Annotated in this window: 13 protein-coding genes and 1 tRNA gene; 6 read left to right on the top strand and 8 right to left on the bottom strand. The window is 34.2% G+C overall.

Going from position 1 to position 14,970, the window contains the following annotated elements:
- The first annotated feature begins 216 nt into the window (after positions 1-216).
- Together B0M43_RS06935 and B0M43_RS06930 are read left to right on the top strand one after the other, a co-directional pair.
- Complete coding sequence (locus B0M43_RS06935) at positions 217-3,027, top strand: TonB-dependent receptor (protein WP_078006965.1); 2,811 nt, start codon at positions 217-219, stop codon at positions 3,025-3,027.
- 74 nt (positions 3,028-3,101) lie between these two features.
- Entirely contained in the window at positions 3,102-4,157 is a 1,056-nt protein-coding gene (locus B0M43_RS06930; protein ID WP_078006374.1) for a phytase, read from the top strand.
- A gap of 200 nt (positions 4,158-4,357) precedes the next feature.
- Here B0M43_RS06930 and pckA read toward each other — a convergent pair whose 3' ends face one another.
- The gene (pckA, locus tag B0M43_RS06925; protein WP_078006375.1) at positions 4,358-5,962 is read right to left on the bottom strand and encodes a phosphoenolpyruvate carboxykinase (ATP); all 1,605 of its coding nucleotides are present in this window, start codon (positions 5,960-5,962) and stop codon (positions 4,358-4,360) included.
- A gap of 300 nt (positions 5,963-6,262) precedes the next feature.
- Complete coding sequence (locus tag B0M43_RS06920) at positions 6,263-6,649, bottom strand: DUF423 domain-containing protein (protein ID WP_065449170.1); 387 nt, start codon at positions 6,647-6,649, stop codon at positions 6,263-6,265.
- 193 nt (positions 6,650-6,842) lie between these two features.
- Here B0M43_RS06920 and B0M43_RS06915 point away from each other — a divergent pair, with 193 nt between their 5' ends.
- Complete coding sequence (locus tag B0M43_RS06915; protein WP_078006376.1) at positions 6,843-8,207, top strand: saccharopine dehydrogenase family protein; 1,365 nt, start codon at positions 6,843-6,845, stop codon at positions 8,205-8,207.
- A gap of 109 nt (positions 8,208-8,316) precedes the next feature.
- On the opposite strand, the gene B0M43_RS06910 is transcribed toward B0M43_RS06915, so the two are convergent.
- From B0M43_RS06910 to B0M43_RS06895, 4 genes are all read right to left on the bottom strand, one after another.
- The gene (locus B0M43_RS06910; RefSeq protein WP_078006377.1) at positions 8,317-9,750 is read right to left on the bottom strand and encodes an energy transducer TonB; all 1,434 of its coding nucleotides are present in this window, start codon (positions 9,748-9,750) and stop codon (positions 8,317-8,319) included.
- Positions 9,747-10,118 (bottom strand): BlaI/MecI/CopY family transcriptional regulator, encoded by a 372-nt coding sequence (locus B0M43_RS06905; protein ID WP_065449167.1) that lies wholly within the window; start codon positions 10,116-10,118, stop codon positions 9,747-9,749. Before B0M43_RS06905 ends, B0M43_RS06910 begins: the two co-directional genes overlap by 4 nt.
- A 164-nt stretch (positions 10,119-10,282) precedes the next feature.
- Positions 10,283-10,705, bottom strand: coding sequence for a hypothetical protein (locus B0M43_RS06900; protein WP_168199930.1), 423 nt, complete (start codon positions 10,703-10,705; stop codon positions 10,283-10,285).
- A gap of 573 nt (positions 10,706-11,278) precedes the next feature.
- Positions 11,279-12,667, bottom strand: coding sequence for a dipeptidase (locus tag B0M43_RS06895; protein ID WP_078006378.1), 1,389 nt, complete (start codon positions 12,665-12,667; stop codon positions 11,279-11,281).
- A 109-nt stretch (positions 12,668-12,776) separates the two neighbouring features.
- Here B0M43_RS06895 and B0M43_RS06890 point away from each other — a divergent pair.
- Both B0M43_RS06890 and B0M43_RS06885 read left to right on the top strand, forming a co-directional pair.
- Positions 12,777-12,858: transfer RNA gene (locus B0M43_RS06890), tRNA-Leu, on the top strand.
- 196 nt (positions 12,859-13,054) lie between these two features.
- Positions 13,055-13,474 carry a lysozyme inhibitor LprI family protein gene (locus tag B0M43_RS06885; protein ID WP_078006379.1) on the top strand — a complete coding sequence of 140 codons (420 nt, stop codon included), beginning with the start codon at positions 13,055-13,057 and terminating at the stop codon, positions 13,472-13,474.
- Between the two features lie 218 nt (positions 13,475-13,692).
- Here B0M43_RS06885 and B0M43_RS06880 read toward each other — a convergent pair whose 3' ends face one another.
- Together B0M43_RS06880 and B0M43_RS06875 are read right to left on the bottom strand one after the other, a co-directional pair.
- Positions 13,693-14,319 carry a hypothetical protein gene (locus B0M43_RS06880; protein WP_078006380.1) on the bottom strand — a complete coding sequence of 209 codons (627 nt, stop codon included), beginning with the start codon at positions 14,317-14,319 and terminating at the stop codon, positions 13,693-13,695.
- 99 nt (positions 14,320-14,418) lie between these two features.
- Positions 14,419-14,652 (bottom strand): hypothetical protein, encoded by a 234-nt coding sequence (locus B0M43_RS06875; protein ID WP_078006381.1) that lies wholly within the window; start codon positions 14,650-14,652, stop codon positions 14,419-14,421.
- Positions 14,653-14,739: 87 nt separating this feature from the next.
- On the opposite strand from B0M43_RS06875, the gene B0M43_RS06870 reads away from it, so the two are divergent.
- Positions 14,740-14,970 carry a helix-turn-helix domain-containing protein gene (locus tag B0M43_RS06870; RefSeq protein WP_078006382.1) on the top strand — a complete coding sequence of 77 codons (231 nt, stop codon included), beginning with the start codon at positions 14,740-14,742 and terminating at the stop codon, positions 14,968-14,970.

The following is a 14,970-nucleotide window of genomic DNA, read 5'->3' as shown; positions in this document are numbered from 1 at the left end:
ATTGTGATTGATAAGGCAAATTTAACGCCAAAAATTTAATTCTGATCTAAATAATTAATTTGTTTTCAGTTGGCACTCAATAATTTGAAAGCAAGATGTTATTTAAACATTACTAAAAGCTAGTTTTTAGAGCTCAATCATAACACTATGTTAATTTTTTCGAACGCCTTTAGTAACATTAAGGTTCTAGATTCGCAGAAAATCAAACTAAACACAATGAAAAAAATTTATTTAGTATTAACATTCATGCTATTAGCCTTTTCGGGTTATGCTCAAAAAGCCATAATTTCAGGAAAAGTATTAGATATTGATGACAAACTTCCATTGCCGGGAGCTATGATTCAAATTGTTGGTGAAAACAAATACACGGTTTCAGATTACAACGGTCGTTTTGAATTATTAAACATCAATGTTGGAACTTACAAAGTAGAAGTAAAATATATAGGATATACTGCCATAACTCAGGAAATTACTGTAGAACAAGGTAAAAATAACGTAATTGATTTTGCACTTAAAACTTCAGGAACTGAATTGAACGAAGTGGTTGTTGGAGACATTTTAAAAGGTCAGGCCAAAGCATTGAACCAACAAAAAAACAGTAAAAACATCGGAAACATTATTTCATCTGATCAAATGGGCCGTTTTCCGGATGCTAATGTTGGAGATGCATTAAAGCGTGTTCCGGGTATCACGATGCAAAATGATCAGGGTGAAGCGCGTAATATTATCATTAGAGGTTTGGCTCCGTCTTTGAACTCGGTAACATTGAACGGTGATAGAATTCCATCTGCAGAAGGAGACAACAGAAACGTTCAAATGGATTTGATTCCGTCTGATATGATTTCGACTATCGAAGTAAACAAAACACTGACTTCAGACATGGATGCTGATGCCATTGGAGGTTCTGTAAATCTTGTAACAAGAGCGACTCCAAATGGCGAAAGAATCTCGGCAACGCTTGCAGGTGGTTTTATGCCAATTCGTGAACATGCCACATATACAGCAGGATTAGTGTACGGAAATCGTTTTTTAGATAATAAATTGGGAGCCGTTTTTAGCGGATCATATAATAACGTCAACTACGGATCTGATAATATCGAAAACGAATGGGTAAAAGATGAATTTGGGAATGAATATCTTCAGGCCTCAGAAATTAGAAAGTACGATGTACAACGTATTCGCCGCAGCGGATCTGTAGCTTTAGATTATAAATTTGACGAAAATAACACCATTTTTGCCAATGCTATTTACAACTGGAGAGATGACAGAGAAAACCGTTTTAGAACTACTTATGATGACATCGAACCCATTTATAACGGAGAACAAATTACAGGTTTCGAAGGTCGTGTAAAACGTCAGACAAAAGGTGGACTTGATAATGATCGAAATAAAAACAGAAGATTAGAAGATCAACGCGTTCAGAATTATTCTATTCGAGGAGAACATCTAATCAATTCTAAATTAGATTTAGACTGGTCTGCCAATTATGCAAAAGCTAGAGAATATCGTCCGCAGGAGCGTTATATAGAATACCGCCAAAAAGGTCTTGAAATGATTCAAGATTTATCTGACATCAGATTTCCGTTAATGACAACTGTTGGAGAATCTACAGATGAATTTAAATTTGACTCTGTTACAGAAAATACGGACGAGACAAGCGAAAGTGAATTTGGAGCAAAAGTTAATATTCGTTTTCCTTTCAGCATTATTCCATCTGAAAAAGGAAGATTAAGAACCGGTCTTAGACTTCGATTGAAAGAAAAGGAAAGAAATAACAATTTCTATTCTTACGAGCCTATCAACGACGGAATGGAATTATTATCCGAAGTTCCAAACAGTTATTATGATGGAAAAAACTTTAATCCGGGTAGTAAATATGTTCCCGGAGCTTTCGCATCTGCAAGCTTTTTAGGAAGTTTAGATTTAAATAACGCAACATTATTCGACAAAACATCAGATCCTGCAGAATATTTAGCGGTAAACTATAATGCAAAAGAAAGTATTTATGCTGCGTATGTAAGATGGGATCAGGATTTTAATGATAAACTTTCTATGGTTTTAGGTTTCAGAGTTGAAAATACTCATATTGATTATACCGGAAACCGCGTTTTGGATGAAGAAGAATTAGAGAGCCAAATTCAGACTAAAAACTCGTACACCAATTTATTACCAAGTATTTCTTTGCAATATAATGCGACTAAAGATTTAGTTTTAAGAGCGGCTGTTACAACAGCTTTGGCAAGACCAAATTATTACGCATTGGCTCCTTACGTTAATAATATTGCTGCTGATAAAGAAATCACTGCCGGAAATCCGGATCTTGAAGCAACTTACTCTTACAATTATGATTTCATGGCCGAGAATTATTTCAAATCTGTGGGATTAATTTCTGGAGGCGTTTTCTATAAAAAATTAGATAATTTCATTTACAATTATAGCGATAATCAATACAATGCTGCAAAATTTGCTGCTGATTTTCCTAACCAGACCAACCCAATTCCGGCCGGAGAAAACTGGTCATTTTTACAATCAAGAAACGGAGATACGGTTGATGTTTATGGTTTTGAAGTTGCTTTTCAACGTCAGTTAGATTTCCTTCCGGGGAAATTCCTTAAAGGATTTGGTATCTACTTGAATTACACTTACACAAAATCTAAAGCAAAAGGAATTGCCGATGAAGACGGAAACGAAAGAAACAATATCAGTCTTCCGGGAACAACGCCACATATGTTTAACGGATCTTTATCTTGGGAAAATAAACGTTTTTCTGCCAGAGTTTCGACCAACTTTACTTCAGATTATTTAGATGAATTAGGATCAGAATCATACAAAGACAGTTATTACGACAAGCAATTTTTCTTGGATGCCAATGCGTCTTACAAGATTACACCAAAACTTCGTCTTTTTGCCGAAGCCAACAATTTAACTAACCAGCCTTTACGTTACTACCAGGGAGTTGAGGCGCACACCAAACAAGCAGAGTACTATCAGGCCAGATATAATTTTGGTTTGAAACTTGACTTGTAATAATCAATTTATAAAATCCTTAAATTAGACAGAACTTAACGGTTCTGTCTCGTTTTATTAAAATAAAATCCATAATGAAAAATAAATCCATAATAGCATTTTTACTTTTAAGTACTTTATTCACGGCTTGTAAAGATGACAAACTTGCTCCCATTGCTGCAAACGCAGTAAAACCAACCGTTGTTACCGAAGCTTTACCTCACGATACAGATGATCCTTCGATCTGGATTCATCCCACAGATGCCTCTAAAAGCATTATTGTTGGTACTGATAAAGATACTGACGGTGGTTTGTATGCTTTTAATTTAAAAGGAAAAATTGTTGCAAAATCAGAGGTTTTAAAACGCCCAAATAATGTTGACATCGCTTACGGTTTAGTAATCGACGGGAAAAAAGTTGACGTTGCCGTGACGACAGAACGCGAATCGAATAAAATAAGAATCTTTAGTTTACCTGATTTAAAAGCAATTGATAACGGCGGAATTGCTGTTTTCGATGGAGAAGAATTGCGTGACCCAATGGGAATTGCTTTGTACACCAGAAAAAGCGATGGGAAAATATTTGCTGTCGTAGGCAGAAAATCAGGCCCTTCAGGAAGTTATTTATGGCAATATGAACTTTCAGGAAACGGGAAATTTGCTACGGCAAAAGTGGTTAGAAAATTTGGCGCTTATAGCGGGAAGAAAGAAATCGAAGCGATTGCGGTTGATAATGAATTGGGAACAATTTTGTATTGCGACGAACAATTCGGCATCAGAAAATACAAAGCCGATCCTGCTTTAAACGACAATAAAGAAATGGTTCTTTTTGGAAAAACAGGTTTTAAAGCCGATAACGAAGGAATTGCGATTTACAAAAAAACAGATTCTACCGGATATATTTTAGTATCCAACCAGCAAGCAAACACTTTTATGGTATATCCAAGAGAAGGTGCCAAAGGCAATCCGAACGATTATCCTTTGTTAGCAGAAATTCCAACATCAACAATAGAATGTGATGGTGCCGATGTTACCAGCGTAAATTTAGGAGGAAACTTTAAAAACGGACTGTTCGTAGCCATGAGCAACGGGATGACGTTTCATTACTACGCCTGGGATTTGATCCAAAAACGTATCGACACTAAGAAATAGTATTCAGTTTTCAGTCTCAGTCGCAGTTTTCAGTTTCTTAACTGTGGCTCAAAACTGAGACTGAAAACTGAAAACTGAGACTGAAAACTGAGACTGAAAACTGAAAACCGAGACTGAGACTGAGACTGAGACTGAGACTGAGACAAAAAAAAGCCGTTCATCACTGAACAGCTTTTTTTAGTTTGAATTAGTAATTTTCCTTATTCTGTAATCGGTGCGCCGGCTAAAATTTCAGTATTGGCAAACTCTTCAAATTTGGCAAAATTGGCTTTAAATTTCTGCGCCAATTCTAGTGCTTTTTTATCGTATAACTCAGGATCTTCCCAAGTATTTCTAGGATTTAAAATTTCTGTTGGAACGTTAGGGCAAGATTGTGGTTTTGCGATTCCAAATATTGCGTGATTTTCAAATGCTACATTGTCCAATTCTCCGTTTAATGCAGCGGTAATCATGGCACGGGTATATTTTAGTTTCATACGCGTTCCTGTTCCGTATGCACCGCCGGTCCAACCTGTATTGATCAACCAAACTTTTACATCTGCGTCTTTCATTTTCTTGGTTAACATTTCTGCATAACGTGTTGGGTGTAATGGCATAAATGGTGCTCCAAAACAAGCTGAGAAATTAGGTTGTGGCTCTGTAACTCCAGCTTCTGTTCCTGCAACTTTGGCTGTATATCCTGAAATAAAATGATACGCTGCCTGACCCGGAGTTAATTTTGAAATTGGAGGCAAAATCCCGAAAGAATCTGCCGTCAAGAAAAATATATTTTTAGGATTGTGCCCAATAGAACCAGGCTGAATATTATCGATATGCGTTATGGGGTAACTTACACGAGTATTTTGAGTAATGGAAACATCATCATAATCGACTTCGTTTGTTCCCGGTTTGAAAACCACATTCTCTAAAAGCGCTCCTTTCTTGATCGCTCTAAAAATGTCCGGTTCGTTTTCTTCGGTTAAATTGATCACTTTTGCGTAGCAACCACCTTCAAAGTTAAAAACGGTATTTTCCGCAGTCCACCCATGTTCATCGTCTCCAATTAATTTACGTGCAGGATCTGCTGATAAAGTTGTTTTTCCGGTGCCTGATAATCCAAAGAAAATGGCAGTATCTCCGGCTTCACCCACATTGGCGCTGCAGTGCATTGGTAAAGCATTTTTGAAAACCGGCAAAATAAAGTTTAAAGCAGAGAAAATCCCTTTTTTCATTTCTCCTGTATAACCTGTTCCTCCAATAAGAGCTATTTTTTTAGTAAAATCTAAAATAGCAAAATTCGACTGGCGTGTTCCGTCTACAGCAGGATCTGCCATAAAACTTGGCGCACAAACTACTGTCCATTCCGGAGTAAAGTTGGTTAACTCAGATTCTTCTGGTCTTAAGAACATATTGTAGCAAAACAAATTCGACCAGGCCGTTTCTGTAACAACACGAACATTTAATCTATAATTGGCATCAGAACAAACATAAGAATCACGAACAAAAACTTCTTTGTTTGATAAAAACTGAGTTACCTTATTATACAATTTTTCAAAAGCAGCTGGGTCAAAAGGAATATTTACATTTCCCCACCAAACCTGATCTTCTGTAATACTATCTTTTACAATAAAACGATCCTGAGGAGAACGTCCTGTAAACTCACCTGTATTAATTGCCAATGCGCCTGTAGAGTTCTCAACACCTTGGCCTGTTTGCAAAGTGATCGCATGCAATTCATCAGCAGATAATTGGTAACGAACTTTTGCATTTTCAATTCCTAAATCTTTTAACGAAATCGATTGCGTGAAAACGGTGTGACTGTCCATAAATTTTAAGTTGTGTGTGATATTTAGTAGGAAACAAAATTACAGATTTATTATTAATCCTTTAAAAAAAATTAAAATTTACTTTTATTTATATCAATAAAGTAAAATTTCCCCTTTTAAATCAATAAAATAAAAAAATAACGGCTCCCAATTTGTTTTCTTATAATCCAGTAAATGAATTTGTTATATTATTTACGTATTAAAGTAAAAAACAACAGAAATTCACATAAATAAGATTATATGTTATTTATGAGACAAAATTAAAGATTAATTTTTAGATAAAATTTTTTATTCGGGATTTTATGATTTTCTCCTCAAAATCGTAATAAATAATACCGCCCAAGCAATAATTAATAAGAAACCACCCAAAGGAGTTGCGAATACGATAATTTTGAAATCAAAAACTGTAAGACTTTTAGTAGCTAATAAATAGATCGAACCACTAAATAGAAGAACACCGGCAACAACCAAATTATAGATCGTTTTTACGGTTTTTTCGGCAATATCTTTTCTGGTCGAAAGAAAAAGTAAAAACAAAGCATGATACATTTGATAACGAACCCCAACTTCAAAAGTATTTAACTCTTCTATAGATAAATATTTTTTAAGTAAATGCGCGCCAAAGGCACCCAAAATGATCGACAACATTCCCATAAAAGCTGCTGCTAAAACAATTCTTCTTTTCATATTTTCTATACTTTTTTATTCTCCAACAAAAATACTTCAATACATTTTAAAAAGCATTTGAGTTTTCAAAAATCTTTTCCGGAAAAAGAAATTCATTACAATTTGGCTTCAAAATAAAAAATAAAACACTTTTTGAAAATTAAAATTGTTATATATTTAACATTTTAATATATTTGTGTTACAAATTTAAAAAATGAGAAGTATTTTAATCTTTGGGGCCGGAAGATCTGCATCATCGCTGATACGTTATTTATTAGCAAAATCAGAAAGCGAAAACCTACATCTTGTCGTAGCCGACTTGTCTTTGGCATTGGCCGAAAAAAAGACTCAGAATCATCCTAACGCAACTCCAATTGCTTTAAATATTTTTGAAACCGAAGAAAGAAAAGCAGCAATCGAAAAGGCTTCTATAGTAATCTCGATGCTTCCTGCTCATTTGCATATCGAAATCGCCAAAGATTGTATCGAATTCAAAAAACACCTTGTTACAGCATCTTATATAAGCGATGCCATGCAGGATCTTGATGAAGAAGCAAAGAAAAACAATTTGATTTTCATGAACGAAATTGGTCTCGATCCCGGAATTGACCATATGAGTGCCATGAAAGTTATTGACGAAATTAGAGCGCAAGGTGGCAATATGCTTCTCTTTGAATCATTCTGTGGAGGATTAGTGGCTCCGGAATGTGATAACAATTTATGGAATTACAAATTTACATGGGCACCCAGGAATGTAGTTTTGGCCGGACAAGGCGGTGCAGCAAAATTTATTCAGGAAGGTACTTATAAATATATTCCGTACGGAACTGTTTTTCGCAGAACAGAATTTCTGGAAGTAGAAGGTTACGGAAAATTCGAAGCGTATTCGAACCGTGACTCGCTTAAATACAGATCGATTTATGGTTTAGATGATATCCTGACTTTATATCGAGGAACGATCAGAAGAGTGGGCTACTCGAAAGCATGGAATATGTTTGTGCAATTGGGCATGACGGATGATAGTTATATCATGGAAGATTCTGAGAACATGAGTTATCGCCAGTTCGTTAATTCGTTTTTGCCTTATCATCCAACAGATTCTGTAGAAATTAAAACAAGATTGATTTTAAAAATCGATCAGGACGATATTATGTGGGATAAACTTTTGGAACTGGATTTATTTAATCCCGACAAGAAAGTCAATTTGCCCAATGCTACTCCGGCACAAATATTAGAAAAAATATTGTCCGACAGTTGGACATTAGAGCCCAACGACAAAGATATGATTGTGATGTATCATAAATTTGGATACATCCTAAATGGCAAAAAACAGCAAATCGATTCGAAAATGGTTTGTATTGGCGACGACCAAACTTATACTGCAATGGCAAAAACTGTTGGCTTACCGGTTGCAATGGCAACATTATTGATTTTGAACGGAAAAATTACAACTCCGGGCGTACAGCTTCCGATAAAAAAAGAAGTGTATCAGCCTATTTTAAAAGAGTTAGAAGAATATGGGGTTGTTTTTAATGAACAAAATATGCCTTATTTTGGATATAATCCAGACTTATTTTAAGGCCTGGTTTTGTTGGTTTTTTTTTAGATTTTTTTTTAGTTTTTAATTTTATCCGCTTCTACTCGCATAGAAGCGGATTTTTTTATTTAAAAGACAATTTAGATGGTTTTTAATTTCCAAAAATTGTTGGTGGGAAATCAATTCTCTGATAGCTTGCATTTATTACCTTATACTTTTTTGGTGTTTCGTTATCTTGAATTGTTATAGGCAAAGTGTACAGAACGCGAACTGGCTTACCCATTTCAGAGCCAGGATTCCATGCCGGAGAAAGTTTTAGAATTTTTATCGCTTCTTCTCCTATCCCGTATCCTAAATCTTTTAGAATTTTAAATTCAGACAGGGTACCGTCTTTTTCTACCATAAATTCTATAAATATTTTTCCCTGAATTTTATTGTTTGAAGCTTCTGCCGGCATTTTAAAGTTTTTTCCGATGAATTTATAAAACTCCAAAATTCCTCCTGGAAATTCAGGATTTTTCAGGATTGGATCCACACTTATTATATCGTCAGATGTTTTGATGGAATCAACTGAAGATCTTGGAGAAACTTTTTCATTTTGATCCGCCATAGATCCCTGATTTTTATTTAGCGGAATCGCATTTTTTTCATCGTTTAAAACAACAGCAGTTTTAGCACGATTCGTTTCAGTATTAGAAGTAACTGCTTTCACTTCTGTTTTAGATTCCTGTGCCACAGTTTTAATACATAAGAGAAGTATTAAAGTTGTAAATACAGGAATAACAGCAATTTTTTTGAAGAACGCCTTGTTTTTTGAGGTGCTTTTTGTCATCATAATTAATCTTTTTTTAGTTACCTTATAATTTAAATTACTTGCCAGATAAATAGTTAGATTTCCATTTCCTTTTTCTAAAAGTAGTTTTTGATAAAATGAAACATTCTTATATTCTTTCACTATTTCCTGATCGGCAAGAAATTCGTGATTAAGCTGGATGGCTTTTTTATAAAAGATAAAGAGTGGGTTAAACCAAAAAATAGTCTTTAAAAACTCAACAAACAAAATATCCAGCGTATGTTTTTGAGTTACATGAACCAATTCATGTGTGTACAATTCTTCTTCAATATTTCGGTTTTTATAATCATCTGAATTGACAAAAATGTAATTTAAAAAAGTATGCGGCAGGATTTTTTCATCAATCAAAACCAATTTCGAATTCTTAAAATCTACAACTGGATTTCTGTTCGATTTTGACAAAATATTCCAAATATTACTGCTAAATCTAATCGTCATTAAAAATGTGATTAATCCATACAAACTCCATAAAAAAATCAATGTATAATCAATCTGCTCTTCACTTTGAATTTTAGTAATCCCAGCTTCATCCATACTGATTTGACTTGATAAAATCATTGGAACTTCTTTGATAATTTCGAATGAAACAAAAGGAACCACGAACGAAACTAGAATCGAAGAAAGCAAAAAGAATCTATTAAATTGATGCATTTTTTCCCGCTCCAATATCAAATGATAAAAAATCAGGAAAACGCTTAAAGTAATCGTCGATTTTATAAAGAAGTCTGTCATTTTTTCTTTTTTTGAATTTCTGAATCGATTATTTTTCTAAGTTCTTCTAATTCCGAAGTTGACAAATTTGTTTCTTTGGTAAAAAAAGAAGCAAATTGTGATGCCGAATTATTAAAGAAACTGCTGATTAATCCGTTTACGTGTTTCGAAAAATAAACCGTCTTTTCGACCAAAGGATAATATTCTCTCGAATTTCCGAATTCGTTATAGGCTACGAATTTCTTGTCGATCATTCGTTTCAAAAGTGTTGCCACGGTTGTGGTTGCTGGTTTTGGTTCCGGATACGCTTCGAGCAAATCTTTCATAAAAGCTTTTTCAAGCTTCCAAAGATGTTGCATTAATTGTTCTTCTGAGTTTGATAATTGCATTTATTTTTAAGTTGCTAAGTTACTAAGGTTCTGAGTTGCTAAGTTTTTTTTTGCCACCGATTAGAGTGATTAAAATGATTTTTTTGATGATTACAATTTATCTATATTCTATATTCTAAAAAAAACCGCGTCAATCCGTTTCATCCGTAAAACCCGTGGGCTATTTATTGTATTGCTTTTTCTGAAACCAAATCCCCGTTATTGTATTTTTTAATTTCGGTTAGTTTTCCTTTATCGGAGTAAAATTTCCAATCTCCAAAATAAAACCAATGTGTTTCGATTGAATCGACTTCGATTTTTGTTTTTCCTTTTGATTGTAGTTTTCCGTTTTCATAATAATATTTTACGATACAGATTCCATTTTTGTATTTTTCGGTTTTGTAGATCTTTCCGTTGATGTAGGTTTTCCACTTTTTTACCGGCTGATCATTCTTATAATATTCGAACGATTTGTATGTCGTACTATCTTGTTGGTAATTATCGACCCAAAGTCCTTCTTTCTTTTTATCAATCTTTTGATTGATGGGTTTGCTTTTACAACTAAAAAGCATCATTCCGCAAAAAAATAGTAAAAGAAGGTTTTTCATATTTTCAGTTTAACTCTACATTTATAGATATTGCTCTACAAATGTAGAGTTATTTTTTTAATATGCAAGAAAAAAATTGCTAAGTTTCTAAGGCTCTGGGTTTTTAGAATACACAAAGTGGCAAAGGTTTTGAATAGACCCAGCTTTAGCTGGGGTTTACAATAGGAATAAAGAGCATGGCTTTAGCAAAATAAATTCTCAGGCATTTAAAAATTTTGGCTAAAGCCAATGCTATCTACTAAAAAATCCCCTAGCTAAAGCTAGGGGCTATTCAATTCTGATGCAAAAAACCTTTGTCCCTTTGCTCCTTTGCAACTTTGAACCTTTTTAAACCTTTGAACCTTCTTTAAGCGTTAGGGATAGGAGCGATATCCTTTTTGTTTTTTCTTTAAAAACAAAAAGATATAGCGGATAGCCCGACCGTAGGGAACGCCCATAAAAAAATCCGCTTACTCTTAAAGAATAAACGGATTTTATATAATTTGAGATTCATCTTTGTCAAAGTTTAAAACTTTGACAAAGAGCGAAACATAAAAAAATCTTTGTGTCTCAGTGCCTTCGTGGCAAAACTTATTACTTAGAAAGCTCTACGAAATATTTGTAAAACAACGGAATAGTTTCGATTCCTTTTAAGTAATTAAAGATTCCGAAATGCTCATTTGGCGAGTGAATTGCATCAGAATCCAAACCAAAGCCCATAAGAATGGTTTTGCTTTTAAGTTCTTTTTCGAATAAAGCAACAATCGGGATACTTCCTCCTGAACGAACCGGAATTGCAGGAACGCCAAAAGTTTCTGTATAAGCTTTGTTTGCTGCCTGATATCCAATACTGTCAATTGGCGTAACATAACCTTGTCCGCCATGATGAGGCGTTACTTTTACAGTAACTCCTGACGGCGCAATATTGGTGAAATGTTTAGTAAAAAGTTCTGTGATTTCATGCCAATCCTGATTAGGAACCAAACGCATGGAGATTTTAGCAAATGCTTTGCTCGCAATAACGGTTTTTGCTCCTTCGCCTTGGTATCCGCCCCAGATTCCGTTTACGTCTAATGTTGGACGAATCGAGTTGCGTTCGTTGGTTACATATCCTTTTTCGCCGTAAACATCGTTTAGATCTAAGGCTTTTTTATATTTTTCTAAGCTAAAAGGCGCTTTTGCCATTTCGGCTCTTTCCTCAGCAGATAATTCCTGTACTTTATCGTAGAAACCAGGAATGGTAATATGATTGTCTTCGTCGTGCATAGAAGCAATCATTTTTGCCAAAACATTGATTGGGTTCGCCACTGCTCCACCGTATAATCCTGAATGCAAATCACGATTTGGTCCGGTAACTTCTACCTCTACATAACTTAAACCACGTAAACCTGTAGTGATCGACGGTTGTTGGTTTGAGATCATTCCGGTATCTGAAATAAGAATTACGTCGTTTTTCAGTTTTTCCTGATTGCGTTCTACAAACCAGGCCAAACTTGCCGAACCTACTTCTTCTTCGCCTTCGATCATGAATTTTACGTTGCAAGGCAAATTATTGGTTTGCACCATATATTCAAGCGCTTTTACGTGCATGTACATTTGTCCTTTGTCATCGCAGGCACCACGAGCGAAGATTGCACCTTCTGGATGAATTTCGGTTTTTTTAATTACGGGTTCGAATGGTGGCGATGTCCATAATTCGATTGGATCTGGCGGTTGAACATCATAATGTCCGTAAACAAGAACTGTTGGTAAATTTGGGTCGATTATTTTCTCTCCATATATAATTGGATACCCCGGAGTATCGCAAATTTCGACTAAATCACAGCCTGCTTTTGATAAACTTTCCTTTACGGCCTCGGCAGTATCGATAACATCTTGCGAATATGCAGTGTCGGCACTTACCGACGGAATTTTTAATAATTCGATCAACTCATTGATAAAGCGATCTTTATGTTGTTGAACGTAGGACTTAATATTTTCCATTGAAATAATTTTTATAGAATTTCAAAAATACAAAAAAGAGAATTAATATTTTTTTTCAAAAAATGCTTTGAAATATAGAAGTTATGTTTATCTTTGCACCCACAATTGAGCGGATATGGTGAAATTGGTAGACATGCCAGACTTAGGATCTGGTGCCGCAAGGCGTGTAGGTTCGAGTCCTATTATCCGCACTAAAAAAAAGCTTCTGAGAAATCAGAAGCTTTTTTGTTTTATATACCTTTTCTTTTTTGGCCGATAAAGTTATTGATAAACAGACCACAAGAATATCATATTTCTACTTTTGTATTTCTATTTTTGAATTATAATCTTAAAGAAGAAATGACTTTATTTCCCTTTTTTTGATCATAATTAAACACAACACTTTAAATGAGTAAATTATTTATAATTCTTTTTAGCATCTTTTCTTTTACCGTTTTTTCGCAAACAAAAAGCAAAAAAGAAAATTTAATCGATATTCAGGAAAAAAAATGCCTTGACAAAGACGACATATCAAATGCCGATCAATGCAATTGCATCATAACAGCACAAGAAGGCTGGGACAAAGAATTGAATAAATATTACAATCTTCTTAAAACCAAACTTAAGAATGAAGATTTTGAAGTTCTAAAAAATTCCCAAAAACAATGGATCTCTTATCGGGATAAAGAGTTTCTCTTTATATCGAAATATTTTTTTGAAATAAAACAAGGAACTATGTGGTATTGTGTTGCAAAAGACAAGAAAAAGGAAATTATAAAATCCCGAGCTATTGAATTAAAAAACTATTATGAAATGCTGGAATATTAATCAGCCGCTTTATGATAATTATTATTTTATTTTCTGATAATTGTACAAAACTTTTATTACCTATGATGGATTAAAATCCATCCCTACAATATGTTTCGTTCATTCGAAACTCTTTATAAAATTCCGGAGGAATGATTTATTTTGTACCCAGTCCCGATAGCTATCGGGACCAATCCCTTGAAACGCAAAGTAACCCCAATATTGTCATTTCTCTATTTTTACTTTTCAATTCTCCTCTTCACAATTTCCAATAATTCCTCTTTCGTCATAAAAGTGTTTAAAAAATCTTCTAAGTTTCCCTCATTAGTAACTTCTCTGAAAAAGACTTCATGATCTGTGCCAAATAAAGTTGGATTTTCGGGATTTGGGTCAGATAAAGCGATGTAGTAACTATCCGGAAAACCATAACTCGTAAAAAGCATTATAAAATCTGGCGAAGGATCATTTGTTACTTTTATAATTTCATTTAAATCTGTTTCATCGTCTGTGAAATCACCATTCCATTCAGCGTAATCTGGTGTTCCTTCTTTAAAAGGTGTAAAAGGAGAAGCTTCCCAAAAAACCTGGCCAAAACCTTCGGTTGTTAATCTGAAATATTTTTGAATGATTTTATCGTAAAGAGCTGCTTTATCTTCTTTAAAAAGCGATTCGTTTTGATTAATAAAATCTCCAATTCCGTAAATCGGTTCTTCTTCTTCAGCGGTTGCCCAAGGTGTATCTGTTGGTCGTTGATACAAAACGGTATCAAAAGTTATCGATTGTAAATCTTCCTGAAGCGAATTGCCTTTTACATTGTCTATATTTCCACCTAATTTTTTAATTTGTTCCAGAATTTCCTTTTTCATCTTTTTGTTCAATTAAATGACATTATTTAAAAATAAGAATTTTCGTTTTATTAAAATATATTTTTAAACAAAAAAATGTTCTTGTTCTTATAATTGCATTCAATCAACATCCAAATAAGGATCTAAAGCTTCGGCTAATTTATTGAGCCAATAAAAATTATCTTCAATATTTTTTACTTCAGATTCTACCGTTTCGCATCCTCGCATTACACATAAAGAAAGAAGATGATTTACTTGTCGTATTATCTTTGCCATATCTTTGGGATCTATCACATCAATAAAAAAAACTTTTAGTCTCGTTTCAACTTCTTTCGAAAGCCCTTCTGTAGTCATTGTCTTATTTTTTAAATCCGTCAAATATAATACTTTTGGACACAAATTTGTGTCCTTATAAAAAATAAATCTTATGACTTTTGAAATATGGATATTTCAGAAGAAACTTTTATTGCCAATCTTGGGATTCACATCAGACAGCTACGTGAAAAGAAGAATATGTCACAACAAGATTTAGCTAACGACTGCGATATCCCTAAAAATCAAATCGGCAGAATAGAGAGGGCCGAAATAAATACCAGCATAAAAGCTCTTGTAAAAATTGCCAATGCTTTAGAGGTTGAGCCTAAAGATTTGTTGGATTTTTCTTTGAAATAG

It is taken from the genome of Flavobacterium sp. KBS0721 (genome assembly GCF_002007065.3).
In the GTDB taxonomy this organism is placed as follows: Bacteria; Bacteroidota; Bacteroidia; order Flavobacteriales; family Flavobacteriaceae; genus Flavobacterium; species Flavobacterium piscis.
The sequence above is the reverse complement of the archived record's forward strand: the minus strand, read 5'-3'. Positions and strand labels throughout refer to the sequence as shown.